Genomic DNA, 24,256 nt, shown 5'->3' on the forward strand with positions numbered 1-24,256 from the left:
GCAGCACATGCAGCCGTTGTTGTCGCTTCAGCGATGAGACCTCAACAGACGGTCGCAACGGTATTGTGCGATACCGGTGAACGCTATTTGGGCACGTTTTTATTTGGGTGATGCACATGATTGGAATAAAAAAACCCCGGTATCTTTTGAAGATTGCCGGGGTGTTTTGTTTTTGCAGATATTTCAGGACTCAAGAGCAGCGACGTGGCGCTGTACTCTCGATTTGTAGCGGGCAGCCGCATTGCGGTGGATAACGCCTTTTTGAGCTGTTTTATCAATGATGGACTGGGTGCGATTGATCAGTGCTTCTGCTTCTTCTTTGCTATTTGTCGCCAGTATTTTTTTCAGAGAAGTACGCAAAGACGAGCGCGTGCTCCTGTTGCGGAGCCTGGCTTTTTCAGCCTGTCGCAAGCGTTTTTTTGAAGATGCCAATTTGGGCAAGGGATTCACCTCCTTAGAGAGTTTTCCTGAGTTTAGAATACGAAATTTAAACATTTACAGGTATTTGCACAACCCATTTTTCATTTTCTTGTGTTTTTCTTTTTCTGCTGTATTTTACCGCCCGGGTATTTAATCCAATCCTATCAGGAGGAATCACAATGACACCAACTATTTATGTCGGCACAATTGGTCAGGGTGTTTGGCGAAGCGAAGATGGTGGCGACTCATGGCGGCGCACGAGCAGCGGTATGTTCTCGGAGTCGGATATTCGCGCTATTGCCGTGCATCCAGACAATGCGTCAATTCTGTTTGCGGGAACAGAGACCGGTGTTTATCGCTCGCAAAATGGGGGGGATAGCTGGGAAAAATTGGATTCTCCAATGAACGGTATGCAAATCTGGTCCCTCGCCATTCACCCCAAAAATCCAGACACGGTTTATGCTGGTACCTGTCCTTCTGCGCTGTTTCGGTCGGACGATGGCGGTGAGACCTGGAAGCAACTTTCCGTAGAGCTCGTCGAGGATTGCGGTGCGATTATTCCGCGCGTCACGACTATTATTATAGATCCGACAGATGATCAGACTGTCTATGCGGGTATTGAAATCGACGGCATGCGGATCAGTAGAGATGGTGGCGAGACATGGACATCTGGCAATGAGGGCCTTTCGAGTCTCGATATTCACGGCCTCGCGCTTGTGCCCGGAAGTCCAAAAACACTTGTGGCTGGCACCAATAATGATGTGTGCACCACAACCGATATGGTGAATTGGACGCGGCTCAATGTGAAGGCAGAGTTTCCCTGGCCCTATTGCAGGGGGGTGCTCTATATGTCAAATGGTCGGGTGTATGTCGGCGCGGGAAATGGTCCGCCAGGCGATGAGGGGGGGCTGTTCTACACTTCTGATCTGGGGCATTCGTGGGAGCGCGCCGATCTGAATGGCAATACCAATAGTACGGTCTGGGCGATTGTTCACAATCCCGCTGTGCCAAATTTGATAATAGCGTATAGTATTGCCGGACAAATTTTTAGCAGTAGCGACGATGGCGATTCCTGGACCAAACTCGCCCGCGAGTTCGGCGAAGTACGCGCGGTGGCTATTGCGCAGTGAGATAATGCTTAAACGAGTTTCTCTTCTGCGGATGACCATGTTCCGCATCTGATTTCCAGCATGTGATCTACGGGCGTCGTAAATGTCATCAATACGCGGAAGGCTGTGGGGGCGGACTCGCTGCCCCGCAACGCCCAGAAGCGATGGGCATACGCGCCCGGTCCGATGGAAATGGCATCGTTGCCTATGTGGTAGGTCGCATATCCGGATTTGAGGAATGCGACTTCTGCTGCCTGGCCGCGCACGATGCCACTGTCAAAATCCAGTTCGCCACCGGGTACAAAATCGCACGCGATTTGAAAGGGCACGCGGTCATAGCCCTCTGATTTTATGTGTAGATCAAATCCACTATCCACTTCTTCAATTTCCAATACTGTGGTTAGCGATGGCAGGGCGTACACATCTCTTTCTTTTCGCAAGTTGTAAAATTCCTCAAAAGCGACCTCGCGCCCCAATGGCAGGTCATAACCAGGTCTGCCGCCATCTGTACTTCGGCTTATGTGCGTCATCCTGATTTTGCCATCCACTTCCTCAAAGGTCTCACCTGAAAATTGCGCAATAGCAAAATAGCTCGCGCACAGGTTCACCGAGGCCAATTCCACGTCTCCGTGTTTTACGCCAAATGGCGTTGTTATACCTGCACCTGCTGTGGCACTCGTTTTTTCGCGTCGTACGCGCCACAATTGAGCGGTGGGGTAAACTTTCGCATAGGACTCGGGCAAAGGTTCGCGCTCGAGGTTGTCGTCTCGCCATTCGGGATGGGTTAAAAACGGTTCGAGTGCCCACGGCAAACCGCTAGGGGATATGGCGTATAACCAGTCTGCGACTGCCGCGTAAAATCCATTTTCCTCGCGCCGCGCCATGTTGTAATAACTATCGACCATATCGACGAGGACAACGCGGGTGCCGTGGTCCTGTCTGCGGGAAAAACTCGTTACAACGGTTCCGTCTGCATGTAACATGTGATAGGACAAATCCAGGTTTCGGCGCACGGGTTCCAGAAGTTGGGGGCGATTGAGTGCGTCGGCAGCCAGTCTGAGTGCGCGATTGCAGATGGCGTTATACGCACCTGCGCTGCGCTCGATGTATTCGCCATCGGCATTGTTGTCTATTGTTTCGGCGAGGTAGCTTTCAATGGTGTCCATTCCGTCCAGGGCGGGGAATAATTCCAGTGCCTGGGAAAGTGCGGCGACCAGTACCCAGCGGTGATTCGGTGTGTGGAATCCGCCCGCGATCATGCCGGGTACAGCCGTTTGAATAATTTCTCCGAGTACTTCGGCTATCTGTTTTGCGCCGTCATCTTTTGCTTTGCGAGCCGCGCGGACTACTGGCGCGAGTCCTTCGACCAGAAATCCCGTGTCTGGCGATGAATCAAAATTGGTTGTTATCAGGTCAAAACACCCACTCTCCCGGCGAATTTTTCGAGCAAAAGCCGCACCTGCGAGAATGCGTGCCAAAATTTCTTTGCTTTGATAATACCGACCGCCTTCCAGAAGATAGGCATAGCCCAGGGTGGATACCGCGCTTACATTTGTCGCACCGGCAATCCCGTCGCTGACAAACCCGCCGTAATCTTCTCGATGGATATCCAGGACCTGACGGGGTAAAATGGCTTCTATTTGTTCATTCAGATTTTCCAATAGTGCTTCGTATTTTAGCATGCGTAACCCCCATGAGTGAACGACCTCCAGCAAACCGAAGACCTGCCCAATATATCCCCAATTTGCCCGTATTTCAAGAGAACTCGTTTCCCACAGGGGCCTGATTCAATGCAAGCTGAAACGGATCGGAATGGTCATGCGTACCGCAATAGCTCTGTCATTCTGCATAGCTGGCTTGAACTGAAATTGTCTGACTGCCTCCAGAGCCGCAGCGCGAAAAATCTCGGGTCCTTTTAAAACTTGCGGTTCGGCTACGCGCCCTTCTCTGGTAACAATAAACGCCACAAGCACCTGACCTTGTAATCCCGCTCTGCGGGCCATCTCTGGATAAACTGGATTCACGCGCTGGATCAATTCGGGTTTCTGTTCCACGATCCAGAATTCCAAAATTTCTTCCTCTACTTCCACATCGCCCTTCTGTAGCGGCGGTGGGATATCGACGACAGGTGCATCGAAATCCAGTTCTGTATCGGCAATGGTTATATCATCGGGTACGTCATCGTCTTCTGTTGCAATGGGTACGGAGGGTCTGGGCAGAGGCGGCAATCGCTTCTTCTGGTGTGTCTCGGGAATATCTTCAACTTTAAGGATCTCAATAACTTTTTTGGTTGACTTAGAGTCGATCTTCATATCTGGAAACAATATGGCCAATCCGACCATCAGAAATAGCGTCAACGAAGTAGAACGTCTCATCACCTTTGGATAAATTGCTTTTAAATCGGCATCTGCATGTTTTTTGCGTATCATTATTTTCTCCTTTTTTAAGTATTAAAATTTTAATAGTTCATTTTAAAAAAATATCTAACCCAACTTGATCTATCCCTCCTTTCGCAAATCTTCAATGCAAAAGGTGTGAGCCAGTACGTCGAGCTGTCGCATCTGAAGCGCCTTTGTGCGGTTAGGTGCATAAATCCCCATGTTGATTAAAAAGAAGCGATTCTGAGCGATATCAAAGAGTGCATAACTCTTAAACGGTCCACCTTGCCACGCGCGTGTATTTTCCCACAGTCCTTCCAGGCAGACGGCCAATTTTCCCAGAAACTCTGTCTGGTAGATATTCACCTCCCCAGACGATGTTTGATCGCCGCCATAAAAACGGCTCGATACGTCGTCCCACTTTTGCAAACACCAATCTGGCGTCAATTGATCGGGATGTACTCCATTTTCCCAATATACCCATAGCCACAATTGTCGTCGATCTACCTGACGTGCCAGTGCCACAAAGTTCTCACTTGCATACTCATCCATTACTTCATAGCCCACCGGCACCCGCATGCGCCAGCCATATTGCCGTGATAGAGCTTCAGAGTGCTCGGTATTGTCTCCCGCGTGATACAGAATGGTTTCGAGCCATTTCGACATAGAGGCATCAATCGCCGATACGATGCGGTCGCCATTGAGCGCGACTTGCTCAGCCACGCCTTGCTCATTCGCAGCTTTGACGACCACGACTATCTGATCAGATGCCCACACATCGCGGTGAATTACTGTTTCATTTTTGGATCGCCCGGTAAACAGTGGCTGTAAGTCCGTCGCCAGAATACCACTTGCAGATGAAACAAGGATCAAATTGCGGTAAGCCCGAAAATCCCGAAACGTTTCAGGAGAAACATATACGAGATCAAATACGTACTCGGGTTGCGGCGTCAATACCGGGTCTAACAGTAAATCTTCCAGTACTGGTTTTAATTTTTCTCGGGTTGCGCCATCGGCCACAATCACAATTTTACTGGTTAGCCCAATGCCCCGGGGCAATGGATTGCCGATAAGCACATCTGCCAGCGGTTTGCTCCACCGGGAAATTTTCAGATGGGCTTCGGCTCTACCGGGCACGTCGATGAGGGGTCCAATTTTTACAGCAATGACACAGACAAATAGAAATATCGCGAGCCAGATGGCACTGTGCGACAGCGATGGCCGGCGCTGATTGAGCAGATATTCAAAGCGCTTTACCAGATTTGGATGGCGATTTATAATGCCCAATCCTATTGGGCGCACCCTGCCAATCATTTCTGTCAGGCGCGTCAGACAGATCGCATAATCACGTGCATTGTGACCGCGATTCGCGGCGTAATCATCGCAGGCCATTTCTCGCGTTAGTGACAGTTGCCGACTCAGCCACCAGATGCCGGGATTGCACCATAAAAAAACTTCTACGAGGCGCTGCACCAGAATGCCCCGGGCATCTCTGCGTTGAACATGCGCGATTTCATGCTTGAGAATTTGCTCCAGTTCAGGTGCTGAGAGTTGCGGTATGAGATGTTGCGGTATGAGTACGATCTGGCGAAATATACCCAGCACTGAGGGGCTGGCAACAGCATCTGAAATTCGCAAACCAACATCTACTGAGCCAATCCATCTGCGTTTGCACCGCTCAAACCGGGCCTGAAGATCTTTTCCCGCCCACTTTCCAGATCGCTTCAACCGCATCATCTGGCAATATCCCAGTGCAATGCGCCCGAGCATTGCACTGGCGACGACCAGCCATAAAATCCAGACGACAATTGGCCAGGAAGATGTGCTGAGGATTGACCGGGTTTTCACAGGCGTTGCAATTTGTGGTTGTGATGTCTCACTGGCGGGATTGGTATCCGGAACTCTGGTTGGGGGAATTGTTGCGTTCGGTTTATCTGCGGCCTCGTATGGTGCAGGTGTGACGAGAAACAGAGGCATAATCATCACACCAATCACGGCGACCCACAACAGGCGGTGCAACAAAGACGCAGGCACGCGCAAATGCGATAGGACCGCCACGATCATTGCAGCCAAAACCCCCATCCAGATCCCATTCAGCAGATAAAACACGCTGAGTCGGGCAATGGTATCAATCCATTCGCCCATCATGTTTCATTCTCCTCTGCTTTCTGAATCATTTTGTGAATGCGGGCGAGGTCCTGTGCATCGAGTTCTTCATTTTCCACCAGATTGAGTACCAGAGTTTCTGGCGAGTTGTCGAAAAAACGACTCATCAGATACTGAATGGCGCTTCGTTGTGCATCCTCTCGCCCCACGATTGGATAATATACAAATGCCCTGCCTTCTTTTTCATGCCGCAAATACCCTTTCTGTTCCAGAATGCGCAATATTGTCAATACTGTGCTATACGCCGGAGATTCACGTCCAGCGAGTGTATTGACAACGTCGCTCACTGTAGCCGAGCCGCGATCCCAAATCACCTGCATCAATCTCAGTTCGGCATCTGTCAGAGTAGGGGATCTTCGTCTGCCCATATAGCCCTCACTATTAAGAATTTAATACTTTCAAATAAAATATGGAGAAAAAGAAAGTGAGTGTCAATTAAAAAATTAATAGTTCAAGAAAAAAGACAAACTGGTAGGGAGTAGGATGCCTTCGCACCCAGGATCACTTGAACTTCAAGGGCTTGCCTTCGCGGGCGGATTGATAGACCGCTTCGAGGAGTGCTACGGTGCGGCGGCCTTCGCGTCCATCTACGGATAGGGGTGTTCCTTTAGTCAGAGCATTTACCACGTCTTCGACAATGCTGTGGACGTTATTTTCGACGCTGTCGAGTTTTTCCTGAAGCCCTGTGCCGTAAACTGTCATTTCGCCATTTAAAACGTCGTGTAGCAAAATACCGCCTTCTGTTCCGTGTACTTCGGCGCTGAAATACACACTCTGGGGAAAGGTCGTGGTGCCCAGGATTGTGCCTTTTGCCCCGTTCTCAAAATTGAGGATTGCCAGCCCGATGTCTTCGGTCTCAATCTCGTGATTTACAATGTCGATTTCGCCGTACACGGAAACCGGGTCGCCCATAAACCAGCTCAATACGTCGAGCAGATGCGCGCCTTGATTGGCCAATGAGCCCCCCCCGTCCATAGCCCACGTTCCGCGCCAACCATCGTCGTGGCGAAAATATTCGTCATTGCGGAACCACTTAAAACGCACTTCACCCAAAATCATCTTGCCCAGCCAGCCTTCCCGAATCGCGGTTGCTATCTTGACATTGCCATCCACGTATCGGCTTTGATAATCCACACCGCACAACACGCCGGCAGCTTCACAAGCGGCAATGAGCCGATCACACGCTTCGGTACTCACATCCATGGGTTTGGTGGTTATCACATGCTTGCCCGCTTTTGCCGCTTCAATTCCAACCTGGGCATGTTTGCCGCTCGGCGTCATCACCATCACGACATCCACATCATCTCGCGCAAACACGTGTTCCATATTTATAACGCAATCTGTCTCCAATTCCTGCGCCACTTCCTCGGCCAGATCGCCGTGCAGGTCACACACGACCTTCAAATCTGCACCGGGTGTTTCTTTAATCAACCGCGCTCTGTTGCGCCCCATGCCCAGGCCAATAACGCCAAATCCGACCATGTTATCCTCCTGTTCGCCTTATTTTTATGCACAATCGGGATGGCCTTCCGTCCACCGCCCGAAGGGGACATCGGTCTGTCCGTCCCGATTGATTTTCGACATCGCCTTTCGAGTGTCCAACCACATTTGGGTCCACACTTTTGCATCTCTCAATTCGCGCTCTGGATGTTTGCGGCTGCGCGCGACAAAGCCCGGAAATGCCTCGCGTCCAGTCGTTTGACCGATGGGATTATAACGCAGATCAAAGCTCCAGCGGATTTTATCGCTCAGATTGGGTAGCGATCCGTGTACTGTGCACTTGGGAAGAAAAATGACATCTCCCCGTTTGACCGGTAGCGGTATCATGCGTTCGGCTTCAAATAGCGATTCGGGTATTTGCCGCCCGCCCGCTGTTTTGGGTCCGTTCCCAAAGTACGATGGACAGTGCGTCAAAAGTCCGTGTTTGTGGCTGCTGGGCACGACTTTTAGAGGACCTTGTTCAATATCGACGTCTTCGAGTGCAAACCACACGGTCAACATATTTGTCTCATCTGCTTCTGGTACAACCACGCCCTGATCCTGGTGCCAGATCGTTTCTCCCAAAATCGGATTTCCAAACTGGTTTTTGGGCAAAATATGCTCGGGTGGTTTAATCCGCACATGTTGTACGGGATTCGAGTAGATTTCTGGTCCGATGAGCGATTCTACACAATCGAGCAGGGATTCAGCGGTGAAGGCATTGAGAACAGCCTGTCCCGTCCAGAAAGGTGTGTCGGGCGTCACATTTTGAAATGGTAGCGAAAAATCGAAATATTGTTTGTGTACATCACCCGTTTCAATACAGACCGCGATGAATCGCTCGGCAAAATCGAGGTCTTCGAACAAGGAAGAAATTTCTTCTCGTTCGTAAAGATCGCGCACTAATGTGTCGAGTACTTCTGTGTACTCTTCAATTACAGGATCCAGCACAGTTTTTGGATCCAACACGCCCTCCACCACCAGATAGCCTTCTTCTTTAAACTGTGCAATCTGCTCGGCAGTTAGGCAACCCATGGTATTTCTCCTTTTTGTGGGATGTTTAGCGGTTAGCTTTTACTGCAAATCAATCTCGGAGCCCCAGGCGCTATTGTTCTGCTGCGGATTTTTCGGTAAAATCAGCGTTAGCACATCGGGCATAATTTCAAATACCAGTTCTTTTGAGCCTTTTTCAACTTCGCCATCAAATTGAAACCAATCGCTTTTTTCGCGGGTGATATGGATTTTTTTCGCCTGAAATATCTCGACGCCGGGCATTCGATCAAAAGTGCCATTAAAAAGTCGATAGGTATTCAATATCAGGCGAATCCACCCCGGATGTGTAAATACGCACACATCGAGAAGTCCATCATCTGGCCGGGCTTGAGGGGCTATGGTTGCGCCGCCTCCAAAGTCCGGTATGTTGGCTATGGCAACGAACAAAGGCGTGCGCTCAATTTCGCTGTTAGAATCCAATCTCAATCGCAATGTCTGAGGGCGATATGAGAGAATTGACAGCGCGGTGAGCACCATATAGGGCAAGAATCCGCGGCGCCCCGTCCGACTTGCATACCGATGGGCGACCTCTGCATCTAAGCCAATGCCCGCGGTAGAAAAAAACAGGGCATTGCCCACGCGCCCCACATCGAGTTTTCGAATTTCTGGCTGAATAAAGGCGCGACAGGCTTTTGTCGGGTCAAAAGATAAATTTAACGCACGCGCAAATGCATTGCCCGATCCAGCGGGCACTACTCCCAGGGGTATTTCTGTGCCGAGTAGCGCGCGTCCGACTTCGTTAATGGTGCCATCGCCTCCAATGGCGACCACCAGATCGAATCCCATTTCGGATGCGCTTGCCGCCAGTTCTGTAGCGTGCCCCGCGTACTGCGTCACTTCAAGGGCGAAATCCATCCCCGCTTTCTCACACGCGTCAATTACGCGAGATCGAATATTGCGGTTTACTCCTGCATGCGGATTCGCAATAAAGAGTACGCGGGAAAATTGCACACTCATGTATGTAAAAAATCGACCAGGGTCTGACCGATATCTCTCAAAATTTTTGGCGAAGGTTGTGATACATCGATTTGTTGCACGATTTCTTTGGGATAATGTTCCAATACAGCAATTGTCTGGCGGTCGTACACATCGAATCTTTTGCGAATAATTTGTTCATTTGCGTCATCGATGCGGTATGCGACGAGCGCGCGTCCAAAGAGGCGTTTAATCAGTACATTGCGATCTGGACAATCCAATACCATGATCAACTTTACATTCAAGTCTTCATCGGCCATTTGAGCCTGGGCGAGTGTGCGCGGTAGGCCATCTAAAATCAATGTCTGCTCGTCGGGCTTGAAATCGCCAAAATCAGTCAGGCGCTGCATGCGTTCTCGCCATAGGGCTACGACAAATTCATCGGGTACCAACTCGCCTTTGCGAATACTCGCCAGAGCCATTTCTCCAGGCTGGCTATCGACGTCCAATGCCCTGAGCATATCGCCACTTGAAAAATGGTACAATCCTGGAATTTGTTTTAACACATTTCCCCAGGTGCCCTTGCCAGCACCGGGGGGGCCAAATAATAAGACAGTATCATACATTGGTACAACTCCCGCGATTGTTTTTTGACAGAATGGAAATGTGAGTGTATAATTAAGCTATCAGCGATCAATGCGCTGTCCGCTTTCTTATAGGAGAATATCATGAACCTCGATCCCGCTGCTGTCTCGCTGAAAAAAAACGGCAATAAAATCGAAGCTCTTATCCAGGGAGAAACTACGTTTGTCGATCGCCTTGCCCGCGCGTTTCCCCACAGCAATCCCGATCAATTTGTCAGTTTGATGGATGAATTGGGACACGAAATTGGCATTATTGAAAATCCCAAAAAACTCGACACTGAGTCGCGCAATTTGCTCGAAGCCGAACTCAAAGCCATCTACTTTGTCCCGACCATCAGTGCCATAACTTCCGTCGTACCCAAAGGCACGGGCAGTCAGTGGACGGTTGATACCGACGATGGCGAATATACTTTCCGCATTCTGGGCCGAGACGCGCTCAAGGGCGATGAACCGCCTGCAATTGAAATCACAGATGAAAATGGCAAGCGATACAGAATTGATAATTACTGGGATCTCGATGCGGAAAGCCGAGATCTGACCTCTGACCTATTGCCCGATAAAGTTGTCAAGGCGCGCTATTACACCCGCTCCCTCAGTTCGGGTAGTAGAAGTGGCAAAAGTAGAGGTTCGAGCAGTCGCGGTGGTAGTAGTAGTGGCGGTAGTAGCGGCATGGGCGGATCGATTGGCATACGGTGATCCGCCGGGTATAGTGATCTGCTACCGCACCCCTAACAATAAGTCGGCCAGCAACTGATCGAGGCGCTCATAGCCCAGTCCAACGCGCCCCATTGCATCGATGTCAAATTGCACCTGTTTGAGTGCCTGCGATTTTTCCGGGCTGTATTTGCCCAGGTGCTGTTCGTATTCGGGGTTCTGGTTTCCAATTTCTTGCACGATTCCCTGAATTTCGGCATCTGCTTCAAATTGTGCCGCTTTTTCTTTTAAGATATTGTACGTACGCATACACCCTGCGGCAAAATCCCATACCCCTTCTTCGTCTTCTGTGCGAAATGCGTGTGCGTCGAAGTGTCTCGGACCCGTATAACCGTTGTTTTCGAGCAAACGCACGAGTAAAAAGGCACTTTTGTAATCTTCTGAGCCAAACCGAAAGTCCTGATCATAGCGGCCAAAACGCTGGTCGTTTAAGTCGATATGGAAGAGTTTGCCCGCCTCGAATGCTTGCGCCACGCCGTGATGGAAATTTAATCCCGCCATGTGTTCGTGTGCGACTTCCGGGTTGACGCCCACCATTTCGGGGTAATCCAGCGTTTCGATAAATGCCAGATAATGCCCGGTTGTGGGAAAGTACATATCGGCACGCGGTTCGTTGGGTTTGGCTTCGAGGGCGAAATTCAAATCGTATTTCTGGTCGCGCACGTAATCGCACAAATAATTTAAGCCATCCCGGTAGCGTTTGAGGGCATCGATGGGATCTTTGGCCACGTTGCATTCGGCGCCTTCGCGTCCGCCCCAAAACACATAGGTTTTGGCACCCAATTCGACACCTAAATCAATGGCTTGCATGATTTTTTGCAAGCCATAAGCGCGAATTTTGGGGTCGTTGGACGTAAAGCCCCCATCCTTAAATACGGGATGAGAAAATGTATTGGTGGTTGCCATGGGCACGACCATGCCGCAATTTTTTAGTGCGTTTTTGAAATCGCTTACGATTTTATCGCGCTGTTGTGGTGTGGCATCAATTGGCACGAGGTCGTTATCGTGCAGGTTAATGCCCCACGCGCCCAGTTCGCTCAAGCGTTGCACAATTCGCTCGGGTGCAAGCGGTGGGCGCGTTGGGTCGCCAAAGGGATCGCGTCCGGGGTTTCCCACTGTCCATAAACCAAATGAAAATTTATCTTCTTTTTTGGGCGTGTATGCTTCTGCCATTGGACCTCCTCAAAATGCGAATTAAGAATAAAAATGCCAAGAAAGCGTTGCAACTTCCGCGTGCAAAATATCATGGTGAAGTCTGACTGTCAATGGACATTTCCACAACTCATCGGGAGCATAAAATGATTATTCGCGATCCCGTTCACGGCGATATGTCTTTTAATGAATCCGAACGCCGGGTTATGGACACGCGGCAAATGCAACGCCTGCGCGGCGTGCGACAAACAGGATCGGCATATCTGGTCTATCCGGGCTGTGTACACACGAGGTTTGAACACTCGCTGGGGACAACGGCGATGTCGCGGCGCGTGCTCGATGTCTTGAGACGCGGGGGCGCGCAAATCGATCCCGAGCAAGCCGATACGGTCGCATTGGCCGCGCTGGTTCACGATATCTCACACTTGCCCTTTGGACATACGTTCGAAGATGAACGCAAGCTCTTTCCCCGCCACGATACAGCCGCCCGCATGAAACATTTCCTGACGCAAACAGAAATCGCGCAAGCACTCGATGCTTCGGGCCTGAGCGATGCGGTGGTTTCCCTGCTTACGGATAAATCGTTTTCACCGACCTGGATGCAGGAGATTGTGTCCAGCACCATCGATGCTGACTTGCTCGATTATTTGCGTCGCGATGCGTATTTTGCAGGCTTACGTCAGGATTATGACGACCGGATTTTTAGCACCTTTATGCTTGCCGATGAAAATCTCGCGATTGATGTGACCCGTCTCAGCACGCGCACTGAGTTGCTGCATTTGCTGCGGTTGCGCTATTTTCTTACCGAGCGCGTTTATTATCACCACGCCAAAGTGTCATCGGGTGCTATGATCGCCAAAGCCGTCGAGATCGCCACCGAACACGGTCTTGTTGAAACCGATCTTTACACTCTGACGGACGATGCCCTTTTTCGCCATTTGCTCGGCTATAAAGACCCGCGCATTGACCGTTTGATCAACGGCGTTTGCGAACGGCGGCTGCTCAAACGCGCCTATATGATTTCGACTGCCGAAGTGGGGCGCCGGGGGCGCGATGAGTTGATCGCCGCCTACAATCGATCTGTGGAGAGTAGGCAGCAGGTTGAACGACAAATCGCCGATGCTGTGACCATCAATCCCGATCAGGTTATTCTCTATTGTCCGGATATCTCGGCCATCAAAGAAGCGCGCGTGCGCGTTGTTACGCGCAATGGCTTGAGCCGCCTGAATGATCCGCCAGACAATCCGCCTTTTGATGTAAAGGTCGTGGAAGACCAGTATGAACGACTCTGGAAATTCTACATTTTTGCACCCGAAGGTTATAGAGAACGCGTTGGAAAAGTGTGCGAACGCGTATTTGGCGAATCAAATGCGCTGGTATAAAGATTTTTATTGGGACCGTTGTGATCGGTGTTTGACGCGATCAAATAATGGCATATCTGCCCGTCCAGCACCCTCTATCTTCTTGTGGCATGAAGGGCATAGACTGATCAGGTTGCTCAGTTTATTGGCCTCTTGTGGCGAGTCGAAAAGCCGGTACGGTATTTTGTGATGTACATCCATCTGTCGTCCGAGCGTGTCTTCTGTAATCCCGCAAGAGGCGCAACAAAACCCATCGCGCGCGCGCGCCTTGTCCGCTTGAATTTTCCAATTTCCTCCGCGATACTCCGGGCGGCCTTCCAGCACGAGTTCAAAGTCCTCGTCAGATTCCCAATGGGTTCTGCACCCGTTGCTGCAAAATTGGGAGCGCATGCCCTTTTCAATATACCAGCGCGGCTGAGCAAAGCGCTTGCCACATTGCATACATCGCACGGTGATATGGTCTTCGCGCCGAACTTTTTGTTCTTCTTCAAACGACAGACGCATTTGCGGCGATGATAGATGCCTTTTGTTGTTCATCGTTTTTAATCCTCACAGATCAATAGCAAGCTCACAGTCCAAATATAGGTTGTAATAAATTGCAAGTCCATAGAAAGAATAGATTGTGCCCCAAAGTAAAGATTGGATAGTGTATCTGAATTTATTATAATAATTCGCACTTACTTCTGAACAGGAGCATCCTGTGTTTAAGTATCATAGCGATCAAGGTTGCCATGGCCAATCCCGTTGAATCGCTGCGGTATGAGTGAGACTTAATTTTCTAATAAGGATAAACAATGAAATCCCTAAAATTGCTTTCGGGCCATACAATGCCCGTTGTCGGTCTCGGTACCTGGCCGATGAGAGGTGATCAATGTAAAGAGGTTATCAAACAGGCTCTCGAATTGGGCTATACGCACTTCGATACAGCCTGGATCTACCAGAATCAGCGCGAAATAGGCGAAGCCCTGCGGGAGGTCGGTGCTGATCGCTCAAAACTTTTTATAACCTCCAAAGTCGGTAGAGATTATCTGCAATATGACGTCGCGTTAAAACAGGCCGATGAGATTCTCGAATATCTCCAGATGGACTATGTGGATCTGTTGCTCGTTCACTGGCCCAACGAGACCGTGCCTATGGAAGGCACTATTCGCGCTTTTAACGAGATTTTCGATGCGGGAAAAGCGCGAAGTATTGGGGTTAGCAACTTTTCGGTCGAACAAATGGAGCGCGCTCGTGCGCTCTCCGCAGCACCTATCAGTGTCAATCAGATCAAATACCATCCGGGCTACGAACAGCGAGATGTTCTGCAATGGTGCCTGGAAAACGATGTGGTGGTGACTGCGTATTCCCCTCTGGGGAAGAAGGATATTCTTCGGGATCCCGTGTTGCTGAACATCGCCCGTATCCACGATAAGACCTCTGCACATGTCGCCCTCAAGTGGCTGCTGCAAAAAGGCATGATCGTTATTCCCAAAGCGAGTTCTCGAGCACATCTCCAGGCGAATCTCGATGTTTTTGACTGGTCCTTATCCGAAAGCGAGATGCGATCCATTGACCGCATAGCGGGGTAAACGAAATGGATGAGAAAAACAGGCCCAATGTCGTTCTTATCATTACGGACGATCAGGGGTACGGAACTGTGGGGGTACACGGGAATGACCAAGTCAGGACGCCATATATGGATCGGTTGGCCAATGAAGGGGTGGCGTTTGACCGTTTCTACGGGCATCCGCTGTGTTCGCCTTCTCGAGCCGCATTGATGACGGGGCGGTATTTCTATCGAACCGGAATCCTACACACGTCCCGAGGGGGTGCATTAATGTCGGGCGATGAGGTCACTGCCGCCGAGCTGTTTCGAGATGCCGGGTACCGCACCGGGATTTTTGGGAAGTGGCATCTCGGTGACAATTACCCAATGAGGCCCATGGACCAGGGATTTGAGAAAGCCGTGTGGCACAAAGGAGGCGGGATTGGGCAAGCCCCCGTAAGGCCAAATAGCTACTTTGACTCATTTCTGTGGCGAGAAGGTGAAGAGTTCCAGGGGAAAGGGTACTGTACGGATGTCTTCTTTGACGATGCCCTCGCGTTTATCGAGGAGCATCAAAGCGCGCCCTTTTTCATCTATATTCCGACGAACGCGCCGCACGATCCTCTCGAGATCAGTGACGAATATGCGGATCCCTATCGCGAGATGGGTCTGGATGACAGCGTCGCACGAATCTATGGGATGGTCGAGAATATCGATGACAATATTGGACGACTCATGGAACTGCTGGAACGTCTCGGTCTGGATGAGGATACAATCATCATCTTTACATCCGACCACGGTCCCGCGGGCGGCAGGTACAATGCTGGATTCAGATCCACAAAAGGAGACGTGTACGAAGGCGGGATTCGCGTTCCATATTTTATGCGGTGGCCGAAAGGGTTGCCGGCTGGTTTCAAGACCGACAAGATTGCCTCACATATCGATGTTCTGCCCACTTTGTTGTCGCTTTGTAACGTGGATTTCCCCTCTGATCTCAGGATGGATGGCGTGGATCTGACGCCCCTGATGCGAGGTCGTGAAGCGGCATGGCTTGATCGTACCCTTTTCATTCAGACACACCGGGGGAGCCGCCCGCGACAGTACCACAACTGTACGGCGATTACCCAGCGCTACAAGTGGTTGGGTTATCCCGGTACCGGTGGACAATGGGATTTTGAGGCTTCTTCGACAGACCCCGTGATGGAGCTATACGATCTCGAAGATGATCCTGGCGAAGAGAAAGAGCTCAGTGGCCTGATGCCCGATCTTGTAGCGCAGATGAAGAGAGAATACAGGACAATTCGAACTCGAAGCGGGGGACGGCAATCTGGAGATTTGGTTCGAGCTCGAAGACATAGGTCGCGTGGCGTTTTCAAGCAATTTGACGATTGGGGATGTGGAGGTGGATTATCTGGGGTAGGGATAAAACGGTGCGGAATTGTAAAGATGGATGTAAGGTGTCTATTCAAAGCTGTAACCTATTTTGTTTTTTTGAGAAAATTCAGTCCGAACGTTTGATACCATTCGAGAACGTATGAATGACCTTGGTGTGCCAAATGAGGCTCTAACACTTACAGGTGGGATTCACGGTACGTGGAATTGGCTGCCGTGGTTTGATGTGACAATGATTCAGGTGGATCGGTTTTTGCAACGAACATGGAAGACAATAGAGAAATGACTGATGGAATAGAGAAGCCACTAAGTGTAGCAATGAAACGGCATCGGTGTGATGATAGTGAGAATGAGTTATATACGCGTTTTCGTTATTCTCCTGTCGAAGGGCTTGGTTACGAGCCTGGTGTTGGGCGAAGAGATCCGAGTTCGATTATCAAGGTTGGCGATCTTTATTACGTCTGGTACACACATTGCACTGATACGAGATATAAATGGTTGAACGCAGACTTGTGGTATGCGACGAGTCCCGATGGGTATGTATGGACAGAGCTTGGTCCAGCCGTGGAGCGTGGTCCGGCAGGTGCCTGGGATGATTACAGTGTGTTTACATGTAATATTCTCGTCGCCGATGGCAGATACTATCTGGTTTATCAGGCCGAGACCATGCCCGAACGCGGTTTGGGTATCAACGTAGTGGGCATGGCAAAGGCAGACTCTCCGGATGGGCCGTGGGAGAAGTTGCCTGAGCCAGTCTTGGAAACCGCTCCTGATGGAAAATTTGAGGTGCCAGATCTCGATCAGGTGCATAAACGGAAAGTTATTAAAAAAGGGTCGTGGGATAGTGCTGCAGTTCACGATCCGGGGCTTTTGGTGCGCGATGGCAAGTACTGGCTATATTACAAAGGGCATGGAGTCGGAGATATCATGTTTGCCGATTCGAAGTGGGGCGTGGCGATTGCTGATCACCCTGAGGGCCCTTATGAGAAACATCCGCTGAATCCAATTACAAATAGCGGGCACGAGGTCTGGGTTTGGCCCTGGAAAACAGGTGTGGCTGCAATGGTTGATTGGGCGGGTCCTGAGAAGGGATCAATTCAATACGCGGAGGATGGCTTGAACTTTGAGGTGATGGCAACGCTGGAAGATATTCCACCTGCAGGAGGGGCTTATATTCCCGATAAATTTACGGATACAAAAGATGGCAAGGGGTTTAGCTGGGGGCTGTGTCATTACGGACGGTCCGACTGGAATTTTCTGGTGCGCTTCGATTGTGATCTGGAAAGAGGACGGGAAAAACAGCTTGCCTGGTCTTATTTCCAGCACTACAGCACGATCCGCGATGTGATGATTAATCCAGAAAGGTTCAATGTGCCACCAGAGGCGTTGCTGGGATGATAGAATTTTGAAGCTGTAATTTATGATGATATGAGCGAAATCGTTAAGATAAGAACGCGGCTGTTCGAAGTGCCATTGGCGGAGGTGCTGGTCGATGCCAAGCATGGCGACCATAGTCACTTCGAGTTGATTACCGTGACGATAACACTGAAGGATGGGTACGAGGGAACCGGGTACACTTATACCGGTGGTCGCGGTGGCAGGTCGATTAAAGCTATGATCGACGCGGATCTGGCTCCCAGGTTGATTGCCAGGAATGGGGCGGATGTGGAAGAGATCAACGATTGGTGCGAATGGTATATTCATTACGTCGGTCGTGGCGGGGTTTCGTCATTTGCGATATCGGCGATCGACATCGCTCTTTGGGATATCCGCTGCAAACGCAAGGACCTGCCCTTGTGGAAAGTTTCGGGTGGGGCGGGTGCGAGTTGCAAAGCCTATGGTGGAGGTATTGATCTGAATTTTCCTCTCCCGAAACTCCTCGATAACATCCGTCGCTATCTCGATAAGGGTTTCAATGGGGTCAAGATCAAGGTTGGGCAACCCACTCTGGATGAGGATGTAGATCGGGTCCGGGCAGTTCGAAAGCTTATTGGTCCAGATATTGCTTTCATGGTCGATGCAAACTACTCGATGAGTGTCCAGTACGCTATTGAGGCGGCTAACCGATTTAAGGCGTTCGATATCCTGTGGTTTGAGGAGCCTACGCTTCCAGATGACTATCTGGGTTATGCCGAGATTGCCGATGCTACGGGAGTGCCTCTATCGATGGGCGAGAACCTTCATACGATACATGAATTTGGCTACGCTTTTGAACAGGCTAAGCTCTCTTATATTCAGCCTGATGCTTCCAATTGTATGGGGATTACCGGCTGGCTAAAGGTTGCCGAATTGTCGCGTGAGTACGAAGTTCCAATATGCTCTCATGGCATGCAGGAGTTGCACGTCAGTCTGGTTTCTGCGCAACCCAATGCAGGTTGGATGGAGTACCACAGCTTTCCAATCGACGAGTACACGAAGCGTCCGTTGAAGATCGAAAACCACCGGGCGATTGCGCCTGATGATCCGGGAATTGGCGTAGAATTCGACTGGTCTAAACTCGAACCTTATGGCGTCTCCGATTCGGCATTTGAAGGAGGACAATATGACATCTATTAGGCTTGGCGTTGTTGGTCTTGGTCTTGGTCAATGGATAGTAGAAACTGCGAAGAGAATCGAGGGTGCCCACGTTGTGGCAGCGGCTGAGAATATGCCCGCTCGATTGGACAGTATAGGTGGTTATAGAGCTTATGAGAAGGAAAATGATCTCAGGCTTTACGAAGATGCAGACCAGATGATGGATGCCGAATCGTTGGACGCGGTCGCACTTGCTGTGACGCCCAAACATCGCAGAGCGCTGATCGAATCGGCTGGCAACAGGGGCATCCCAATGCTAATCGAGAAGCCCTGGGCAGGGACTGTGGAAAGTGGAAGAGCGTTGGTTGACTTGTGCAACAGTTTTGATTTGCCCTGTCAGGTCGAATTTCCGATCCGTTGTATGCCTGCAATGGTGCGGTTGCGAGAACTCCTGAAAGGCGACCTCGGAAAAGGGTGGATGGCGAATGGCAATCTGATGGTGGGGTGGTGCCCTCCTCCGGAATCAAAACACTGGGATCCGGAAAACCACAATGGGCTTATCAATGAGTGCTATGTACATCTTTTCGATACGCTGGCTTTTTTACTGGGCAAGCCCAAATCCGTATTCTCTTTTGGGGGATCCTTCAGAGGTAGCCCAATGCCGGATGCGGCCGCAGCAGTCATTGAGTTTGAATCTGGGGCCTCCGCTTCGCTGACTTGTGGTGGCATTGGTGCTGCTTGTGCTGATGGCGGACATCTTCTGGATATTTGGACAGAGAACGGATTGGCACGCATAACTGGCACGCAATGGCTACCGGATACGCTGGAATGGGCCTTGAGGGAGGCCAAAGAATCTACAGTCGAGACGTTTCACGCGCCTGAGCGAACGACCCTGATGGAGTACAATATGCGTGCATTTTTCAACGCAGTCCGGAGAGGTGCTCCCGTAGCTGCAACACCGGAAGACGGACTGATTGCAACAGCCGTCGCGATGGCTATTCAGGAATCTATTGTTACGGGGAATCGCGTTGCGGTGGACTATTAGGCAAACAGGCAAAACTATAACGCGAATTATGGTGAAATTCGCAACTTGCCAAAATGAATATGAGTACGCGGCGTATCTGGTGTGCCGCTGTCCCACACGCAACGGAAGTCACCCGGTGCAATTTCAATAAGTGTGGGATAAGAGTTTTTAATCCCGGCATCGTAGAAGGTTTTCTCTTCGCTCCAGGTGTCTCCGGGATTTTTTGTTTTGTACCGCAGAGAGGTCCGACCTCCATTGGGAAATCCCGGTGCTTTTACTCTTTGGGGAGGTCCATCGCTGTACACATAGATATGCGTGCCATTCGAGGACCGGCCAAAGAAAGCTTTTGACTTGGCGTTGTGCAGGTCGGGTTCGGGTTTGGCGACACTCCAGGTACGGCCACCGTCACGGCTCACGCTCGAATAGGCTGTGGGAGGGTCCGTCGTGCGATCGGTTTCGTCGTAATCGGCAGTTCGCATGACAATCCACAGTTCCTCTGGTGTTTCTCCCGGCGCGATATTTCCCTCATGCAGGAAAACACGGGCATTGATGGGTTGGGGAATATATGCTTCGAGCTTCCACTCCAGCAGGCTGGTACTGCTGAGAACGAAGTGGTCACGCGAACCGCGTGGGTCTTCTTGTAGCGTGTTGCGGTGGGCTGGCAGCAGAAACTTGTGTCCCGAGTCGGTCTCCGTGGTCACGATGATTGAGCATGTAATCAGCGGCCCTGCATAGTGCATCGCCATTTCTACTTGTGTCCAGGAATAACCGCCATCTGCGGTGAATGCACCGACCAGTTGAGATTCTTCGCTGTTCTTCTGGGCTATTGGACAGCGCATCGCAAAGCACCAGATTACGTCCTGTCCGGGAGCGCGGTAAAGGACTGGATTCGCGTAGGCAAATTGCACCATACCCTGATGCTGGCGATGATCGAATATCATCACGGGTTCCTCCCAGGTATCTCCATCGTCGGTTGAGAGCGTCGCGAGAATGTCTCCCATGTCTTTCTTGCCGTTGACCATCGCTCCGAAGGCCACAATGAGATGCCTTTTCTTCTGCCCTGGAATAATGACCGGTTGCCACACGCGCCAGGCCTGCGGATGCTGCTCAACTCGGCGAACTACGCGCAGGTCCGTAACATCTCCTCGATAATTCTGCATCATCTATCTCCTCTATTCGCGTTCAAATTCCAGGTTCGGTATCCGCCAGTTGGCATACCAGCGAGAGTCTTCTGGGGGTGCTTTATCTCCGCTCTGCATAGAAGCGAAATTTTTCATCCGGGGGCGGATCTCCTCTTCCCAGATATGCTCGATCTGTCCATAGGTCAGCGGGGTGTGATCGAGTTTTAGCCGCTCGTATTCCGTCAGGAGTTCTTTTGCTTTTTCCGAGATATGTGCCGCCGTATCAGCCGCCATTTCTTCTCCCGCTCTCCGGCTGGATGTATCTACATAATCGCCCTGGGCGAAATGAGGTCCTGGCTCGTCCGGTCCGGGGAGGCGGGATAGATCTACGCAGTCCGGGGCCACGGCCCACAGCAGCGATGTTTCTCCTCTTCCCGCGTGGCCGCCCATGCCCCGGTCATCTTTGAATCGGGATTGATCGGCTCCCAGACTCATAAGAGAATAGAGGCGGACGGAAACGTGCTGCTGGAGGATTTCAAGTACAACGGGTACGTCCAGACGGTGTGGTCCCGAGTGTCCCGAGAAGAGCACGGCTACGTGAAATCCCAGGGCATCGACAGCGCGGATGTGATAGCAGAGATTTTTTAAAAAGATCCACGGTGGTACTGCTGTAAACCAGGGGCGGACGTTACCCACTCGTTCGTGTGCCCAGGTTCCGTAGCCTCCGGATTCGTGGCAGTGCCAGTATTCGGGCGGGGCTACAATGCCTCCGAATGACCGGGCGGCCTGGCACACCACCCCATGGGCACGCAGCGCGTCCAGGCCCAAGGCGTTCACCGGGCCATGGGGTTCACACAGGCCATAGGGCAAATACACTACTGGACAATCCTCAAAAGCAGCTTCCAGTTCATCGGGAAACATGCGTTCCCAGCGGACTTCTCTGCGTTCCATAGTTCAGGCTCCTTGTGTTGAATGTAGAATGAGGTAAAAGGCCGGATGAAATTTAGGCTATAAATAAAAAAAGGCTACGATTATTCTCATACATCCGCAAGTACGACAAAAGCACTTGACAACGACTGCCGAAAACGCCTTTTTACCAGCCATCCATGCGCAAGAAATGGCCCTTTTAGTTTCTACACATAGAGGAGATTAGAAGATGGACGACGCGATGCGTGAAACGTTCGCACGACAAGGCTATGTCGTCGTGCCCGATGTGCTCAATCAACAGCAGTTGGACGAGCTCAATCAAGTCTATGATCAGCATATCCACGAGCGGGAGGAGACGCAGTCCACGGACGGCACCGACGCACAGAAGCGCAAAAGCATCCGGGGGCGAGGCACACGCCAGACAACGGATCGGCACGGCAACACCTACGTGGGGAGAAGGCTCTGGAGCAAGGCGTACAGGGACCTGATCGACAACGAGATCATGCTGCCCATCCTTGAAGAGATTCTCGGCGACCCAGCGTGGGGCCATGCCCCAGCACATATGCCGGAAGATCTTCGCCCCTTGTTCCGGTTGGATCACGACAATATACATTACAAACCTGGTCGGAAACCGACAGACGGCGAGGACAAAGGCGGGACACTCCACGGCGGCCCAGGTGCCTTTCATATCACGTGTGTGTATGAACTCAAGACAGTCGGACCAGATGACGGGGGCTTTGGGTGTGTTATTGGCACACACAAGCCGGCCAATGAGCAGAAGCTGATGGACATCGACGGCGACTGGCGGCGGAACTGGTGCGACACGGAGTGGACGTCGCAACTGCCGAACTGGGATGACGATGTGCCGGTGCACCGCGTTGAGGCGAAGGCTGGGGACTGCATTTTGTTCACTGAGAAGCTCAAACATGGCACGATTCCGTGGGCAGGGAGCGGCGAGCGCCGCACCCTCTTCTACAAGTATGTTCCTTTCGGCATGCACCACGGCGATGTCGCGTACGACACCAACGACCCCGAACTCACTGAGCGGCAGAGACGGATCCTGGAGTTCTCGCCGTGCTGGTTTAACGATCCCCGTGAGGACAAAGACTATTCCGCGAACCCTGCGCTTACACAGCTCCATCCGCAGGCGTGTGTGGAGAGCGATCCGAGTGTGTTGCTGCCGGGCATGTCGCCGCCGCACATCCGGCTGACGGACGAGACCAGGGCAATGCTGAGTGGCAACTAAAGATTCGAAACATAAAACAGCCTTTTTGTTTCGAAACCGTGGGTATTCAATTTGAATGCCTGCGGTTTTTGGTTTAAAGGAGTCTGTAAAATGAATAAGATGCACGAGTCAAATCATACGAAATGGAATGTAGCTGCACCACGGTGGAAGGCACGCAGAGACTCAAAAGGCCCTTGGCATCGCGGTCATCTGGTACCAGAGCGGGTTGAAAAAGCACTCGAATATTGGAGGGAGAATGCATTGACTGAGCAGGGAGTTGAGCACATCGCTCAACATCTTGGATCCCTGGAGGGAAAAAACGCGGTTGTCTTGGGCAGTGGGGACAATTTCGCCGCCTTCGCCCTGGCATCAATGGGGGCAACAGTCACGTCAGTCGATATTTCCGAGCGACAATTGGAAATCGCCGCCGAAAGGGCAAAGGACCTTGGCCTTGAAATCACCTTCCACCAGGGCGACATTTCGGACCTCCCGACGTTGCCCGACGGAGGATATCACTTCGCGTGTAGCGTAGGCGTTGTGGCCATCTGGATTTCGGATCTCTGGCAATACTACGCAGAGGCAAGTCGGTTGCTGACCCCAGGTGGACTGTTTGTGGTAGGCGAGGTTCATCCCGTGCGGCAAATGTGGAGCAACTGTGAATACTTTATAGGTGAAGATGCGATGGTTGGCAAAGAGGGGGGCAACACTCCCGAAGCAGACTTTTTTTACTTCGATCGTGGGCCTCACCAATACTTGTATAACCCGGAGACAGGAGCGGCGACAGAATTTGTGGATCCTGAAGACGAAGAGACCAGGGATGCCGAGAATGTTCAGTACATTTTTCAGTGGACTGTTTCTGACTACCTGATGGCGATGATTGATGCTGGATTTGAGATCCTTCACGTTTGGGAAGAGCCGACCAAAAATCATGATCGATGGCATCAGAATTGTTTTCACGCTCTGCCCAACGGATTCTATATGGTCTGTAAGAAGAAGCAATAGCTTTATCCTCTCGTTGTTGCCATTCGCAAGTACGACAAAAGCACTTGACAACGACTGCCGAAAACGCCTTCTTACCGGCCATTCATGCGCAAGAAATGTCCCTTGTAGTTTCTACACATAGAGGAGATTAGA

24 protein-coding genes are annotated in these 24,256 nt (G+C 51.1%); 11 read left to right on the forward strand and 13 right to left on the reverse strand.

What is annotated here, in order from left to right; all coding sequences use genetic code 11:
• Positions 1-183: 183 nt before the first annotated feature.
• The gene (gene rpsT, locus OXH16_09510; GenBank protein ID MCY3681623.1) at positions 184-441 is read right to left on the reverse strand and encodes a 30S ribosomal protein S20; all 258 of its coding nucleotides are present in this window, start codon (positions 439-441) and stop codon (positions 184-186) included.
• Between the two features lie 158 nt (positions 442-599).
• Between rpsT and OXH16_09515 the strand changes: the two genes are divergently transcribed.
• Complete coding sequence (locus tag OXH16_09515) at positions 600-1,550, forward strand: YCF48-related protein (protein MCY3681624.1); 951 nt, start codon at positions 600-602, stop codon at positions 1,548-1,550.
• Between the two features lie 8 nt (positions 1,551-1,558).
• Here OXH16_09515 and OXH16_09520 read toward each other — a convergent pair whose 3' ends face one another.
• From OXH16_09520 to OXH16_09555, 8 genes are all read right to left on the reverse strand, one after another.
• A complete protein-coding gene (locus tag OXH16_09520; GenBank protein ID MCY3681625.1) occupies positions 1,559-3,211 on the reverse strand; it encodes a hypothetical protein in 1,653 nt (550 codons plus the stop codon).
• A gap of 105 nt (positions 3,212-3,316) precedes the next feature.
• On the reverse strand, positions 3,317-3,958 hold the full coding sequence (locus OXH16_09525; GenBank protein ID MCY3681626.1) for a TonB family protein: 642 nt from the start codon (positions 3,956-3,958) through the stop codon (positions 3,317-3,319).
• 69 nt (positions 3,959-4,027) lie between these two features.
• Complete coding sequence (locus OXH16_09530) at positions 4,028-6,055, reverse strand: DUF4837 family protein (protein ID MCY3681627.1); 2,028 nt, start codon at positions 6,053-6,055, stop codon at positions 4,028-4,030.
• Entirely contained in the window at positions 6,052-6,441 is a 390-nt protein-coding gene (locus tag OXH16_09535; protein MCY3681628.1) for a BlaI/MecI/CopY family transcriptional regulator, read from the reverse strand. The genes OXH16_09530 and OXH16_09535 overlap by 4 nt, the downstream gene beginning before the upstream one ends.
• A 133-nt stretch (positions 6,442-6,574) precedes the next feature.
• Positions 6,575-7,555: a Gfo/Idh/MocA family oxidoreductase gene (locus tag OXH16_09540; GenBank protein MCY3681629.1), complete on the reverse strand. Its 981-nt coding sequence runs from the start codon at positions 7,553-7,555 to the stop codon at positions 6,575-6,577.
• A gap of 24 nt (positions 7,556-7,579) precedes the next feature.
• Complete coding sequence (locus OXH16_09545) at positions 7,580-8,587, reverse strand: phytanoyl-CoA dioxygenase family protein (protein MCY3681630.1); 1,008 nt, start codon at positions 8,585-8,587, stop codon at positions 7,580-7,582.
• Between the two features lie 39 nt (positions 8,588-8,626).
• Complete coding sequence (locus OXH16_09550) at positions 8,627-9,562, reverse strand: diacylglycerol kinase family lipid kinase (GenBank protein MCY3681631.1); 936 nt, start codon at positions 9,560-9,562, stop codon at positions 8,627-8,629.
• Positions 9,559-10,146, reverse strand: a complete 588-nt coding sequence (locus tag OXH16_09555) for a nucleoside monophosphate kinase (GenBank protein ID MCY3681632.1) — start codon at positions 10,144-10,146, stop codon at positions 9,559-9,561. Before OXH16_09555 ends, OXH16_09550 begins: the two co-directional genes overlap by 4 nt.
• A gap of 102 nt (positions 10,147-10,248) precedes the next feature.
• Between OXH16_09555 and OXH16_09560 the strand changes: the two genes are divergently transcribed.
• A complete protein-coding gene (locus OXH16_09560; GenBank protein ID MCY3681633.1) occupies positions 10,249-10,860 on the forward strand; it encodes a DUF1854 domain-containing protein in 612 nt (203 codons plus the stop codon).
• A 21-nt stretch (positions 10,861-10,881) separates the two neighbouring features.
• On the opposite strand, the gene xylA is transcribed toward OXH16_09560, so the two are convergent.
• A complete protein-coding gene (gene xylA / locus OXH16_09565) occupies positions 10,882-12,051 on the reverse strand; it encodes a xylose isomerase (protein ID MCY3681634.1) in 1,170 nt (389 codons plus the stop codon).
• A 125-nt stretch (positions 12,052-12,176) separates the two neighbouring features.
• Between xylA and OXH16_09570 the strand changes: the two genes are divergently transcribed.
• Positions 12,177-13,412 carry an HD domain-containing protein gene (locus tag OXH16_09570; GenBank protein ID MCY3681635.1) on the forward strand — a complete coding sequence of 412 codons (1,236 nt, stop codon included), beginning with the start codon at positions 12,177-12,179 and terminating at the stop codon, positions 13,410-13,412.
• 6 nt (positions 13,413-13,418) lie between these two features.
• Here the strand turns inward: OXH16_09570 and OXH16_09575 are convergent, their stop codons facing one another.
• Positions 13,419-13,928 (reverse strand): HNH endonuclease, encoded by a 510-nt coding sequence (locus tag OXH16_09575; protein ID MCY3681636.1) that lies wholly within the window; start codon positions 13,926-13,928, stop codon positions 13,419-13,421.
• A gap of 257 nt (positions 13,929-14,185) precedes the next feature.
• On the opposite strand from OXH16_09575, the gene OXH16_09580 reads away from it, so the two are divergent.
• Genes OXH16_09580 through OXH16_09605 form a run of 6 tightly spaced genes read left to right on the forward strand, consistent with a single transcriptional unit; the run spans position 14,186 to position 19,870 of the window.
• Positions 14,186-14,962, forward strand: a complete 777-nt coding sequence (locus OXH16_09580; protein MCY3681637.1) for an aldo/keto reductase — start codon at positions 14,186-14,188, stop codon at positions 14,960-14,962.
• Between the two features lie 5 nt (positions 14,963-14,967).
• Positions 14,968-16,437 carry an arylsulfatase gene (locus tag OXH16_09585; protein ID MCY3681638.1) on the forward strand — a complete coding sequence of 490 codons (1,470 nt, stop codon included), beginning with the start codon at positions 14,968-14,970 and terminating at the stop codon, positions 16,435-16,437.
• A gap of 16 nt (positions 16,438-16,453) precedes the next feature.
• Positions 16,454-16,597, forward strand: coding sequence for a hypothetical protein (locus tag OXH16_09590; protein ID MCY3681639.1), 144 nt, complete (start codon positions 16,454-16,456; stop codon positions 16,595-16,597).
• Between the two features lie 32 nt (positions 16,598-16,629).
• Positions 16,630-17,709 (forward strand): family 43 glycosylhydrolase, encoded by a 1,080-nt coding sequence (locus tag OXH16_09595; GenBank protein ID MCY3681640.1) that lies wholly within the window; start codon positions 16,630-16,632, stop codon positions 17,707-17,709.
• 30 nt (positions 17,710-17,739) lie between these two features.
• Positions 17,740-18,867 carry a mandelate racemase/muconate lactonizing enzyme family protein gene (locus OXH16_09600; GenBank protein ID MCY3681641.1) on the forward strand — a complete coding sequence of 376 codons (1,128 nt, stop codon included), beginning with the start codon at positions 17,740-17,742 and terminating at the stop codon, positions 18,865-18,867.
• Positions 18,854-19,870 (forward strand): Gfo/Idh/MocA family oxidoreductase, encoded by a 1,017-nt coding sequence (locus OXH16_09605; protein ID MCY3681642.1) that lies wholly within the window; start codon positions 18,854-18,856, stop codon positions 19,868-19,870. Before OXH16_09600 ends, OXH16_09605 begins: the two co-directional genes overlap by 14 nt.
• A 26-nt stretch (positions 19,871-19,896) precedes the next feature.
• On the opposite strand, the gene OXH16_09610 is transcribed toward OXH16_09605, so the two are convergent.
• Together OXH16_09610 and OXH16_09615 are read right to left on the reverse strand one after the other, a co-directional pair.
• A complete protein-coding gene (locus OXH16_09610) occupies positions 19,897-21,012 on the reverse strand; it encodes a sialidase family protein (GenBank protein ID MCY3681643.1) in 1,116 nt (371 codons plus the stop codon).
• Positions 21,013-21,021: 9 nt separating this feature from the next.
• Positions 21,022-21,921 (reverse strand): creatininase family protein, encoded by a 900-nt coding sequence (locus OXH16_09615; GenBank protein ID MCY3681644.1) that lies wholly within the window; start codon positions 21,919-21,921, stop codon positions 21,022-21,024.
• 205 nt (positions 21,922-22,126) lie between these two features.
• Between OXH16_09615 and OXH16_09620 the strand changes: the two genes are divergently transcribed.
• Positions 22,127-23,143: a phytanoyl-CoA dioxygenase family protein gene (locus tag OXH16_09620; GenBank protein ID MCY3681645.1), complete on the forward strand. Its 1,017-nt coding sequence runs from the start codon at positions 22,127-22,129 to the stop codon at positions 23,141-23,143.
• Positions 23,144-23,233: 90 nt separating this feature from the next.
• The gene (locus OXH16_09625) at positions 23,234-24,124 is read left to right on the forward strand and encodes a class I SAM-dependent methyltransferase (GenBank protein ID MCY3681646.1); all 891 of its coding nucleotides are present in this window, start codon (positions 23,234-23,236) and stop codon (positions 24,122-24,124) included.
• Positions 24,125-24,256 lie beyond the last annotated feature (132 nt).

Source organism: Gemmatimonadota bacterium (assembly GCA_026705765.1).
Lineage (GTDB): Bacteria > Latescibacterota > UBA2968 > UBA2968 > UBA2968 > VXRD01.

Coding starts and splice junctions, on each gene's coding strand:
- OXH16_09515 (MCY3681624.1), top strand. CDS start 600: ATGACACCAACTATTTATGTCGGCACAATTGGTCAGGGTGTTTGGCGA.
- OXH16_09520 (MCY3681625.1), bottom strand. CDS start 3,211: ATGCTAAAATACGAAGCACTATTGGAAAATCTGAATGAACAAATAGAA.
- OXH16_09525 (MCY3681626.1), bottom strand. CDS start 3,958: ATGATACGCAAAAAACATGCAGATGCCGATTTAAAAGCAATTTATCCA.
- OXH16_09530 (MCY3681627.1), bottom strand. CDS start 6,055: ATGATGGGCGAATGGATTGATACCATTGCCCGACTCAGCGTGTTTTAT.
- OXH16_09535 (MCY3681628.1), bottom strand. CDS start 6,441: ATGGGCAGACGAAGATCCCCTACTCTGACAGATGCCGAACTGAGATTG.
- OXH16_09540 (MCY3681629.1), bottom strand. CDS start 7,555: ATGGTCGGATTTGGCGTTATTGGCCTGGGCATGGGGCGCAACAGAGCG.
- OXH16_09545 (MCY3681630.1), bottom strand. CDS start 8,587: ATGGGTTGCCTAACTGCCGAGCAGATTGCACAGTTTAAAGAAGAAGGC.
- OXH16_09550 (MCY3681631.1), bottom strand. CDS start 9,562: ATGAGTGTGCAATTTTCCCGCGTACTCTTTATTGCGAATCCGCATGCA.
- OXH16_09555 (MCY3681632.1), bottom strand. CDS start 10,146: ATGTATGATACTGTCTTATTATTTGGCCCCCCCGGTGCTGGCAAGGGC.
- OXH16_09560 (MCY3681633.1), top strand. CDS start 10,249: ATGAACCTCGATCCCGCTGCTGTCTCGCTGAAAAAAAACGGCAATAAA.
- xylA (MCY3681634.1), bottom strand. CDS start 12,051: ATGGCAGAAGCATACACGCCCAAAAAAGAAGATAAATTTTCATTTGGT.
- OXH16_09570 (MCY3681635.1), top strand. CDS start 12,177: ATGATTATTCGCGATCCCGTTCACGGCGATATGTCTTTTAATGAATCC.
- OXH16_09575 (MCY3681636.1), bottom strand. CDS start 13,928: ATGAACAACAAAAGGCATCTATCATCGCCGCAAATGCGTCTGTCGTTT.
- OXH16_09580 (MCY3681637.1), top strand. CDS start 14,186: ATGAAATCCCTAAAATTGCTTTCGGGCCATACAATGCCCGTTGTCGGT.
- OXH16_09585 (MCY3681638.1), top strand. CDS start 14,968: ATGGATGAGAAAAACAGGCCCAATGTCGTTCTTATCATTACGGACGAT.
- OXH16_09590 (MCY3681639.1), top strand. CDS start 16,454: ATGAATGACCTTGGTGTGCCAAATGAGGCTCTAACACTTACAGGTGGG.
- OXH16_09595 (MCY3681640.1), top strand. CDS start 16,630: ATGAAACGGCATCGGTGTGATGATAGTGAGAATGAGTTATATACGCGT.
- OXH16_09600 (MCY3681641.1), top strand. CDS start 17,740: ATGAGCGAAATCGTTAAGATAAGAACGCGGCTGTTCGAAGTGCCATTG.
- OXH16_09605 (MCY3681642.1), top strand. CDS start 18,854: ATGACATCTATTAGGCTTGGCGTTGTTGGTCTTGGTCTTGGTCAATGG.
- OXH16_09610 (MCY3681643.1), bottom strand. CDS start 21,012: ATGATGCAGAATTATCGAGGAGATGTTACGGACCTGCGCGTAGTTCGC.
- OXH16_09615 (MCY3681644.1), bottom strand. CDS start 21,921: ATGGAACGCAGAGAAGTCCGCTGGGAACGCATGTTTCCCGATGAACTG.
- OXH16_09620 (MCY3681645.1), top strand. CDS start 22,127: ATGGACGACGCGATGCGTGAAACGTTCGCACGACAAGGCTATGTCGTC.
- OXH16_09625 (MCY3681646.1), top strand. CDS start 23,234: ATGAATAAGATGCACGAGTCAAATCATACGAAATGGAATGTAGCTGCA.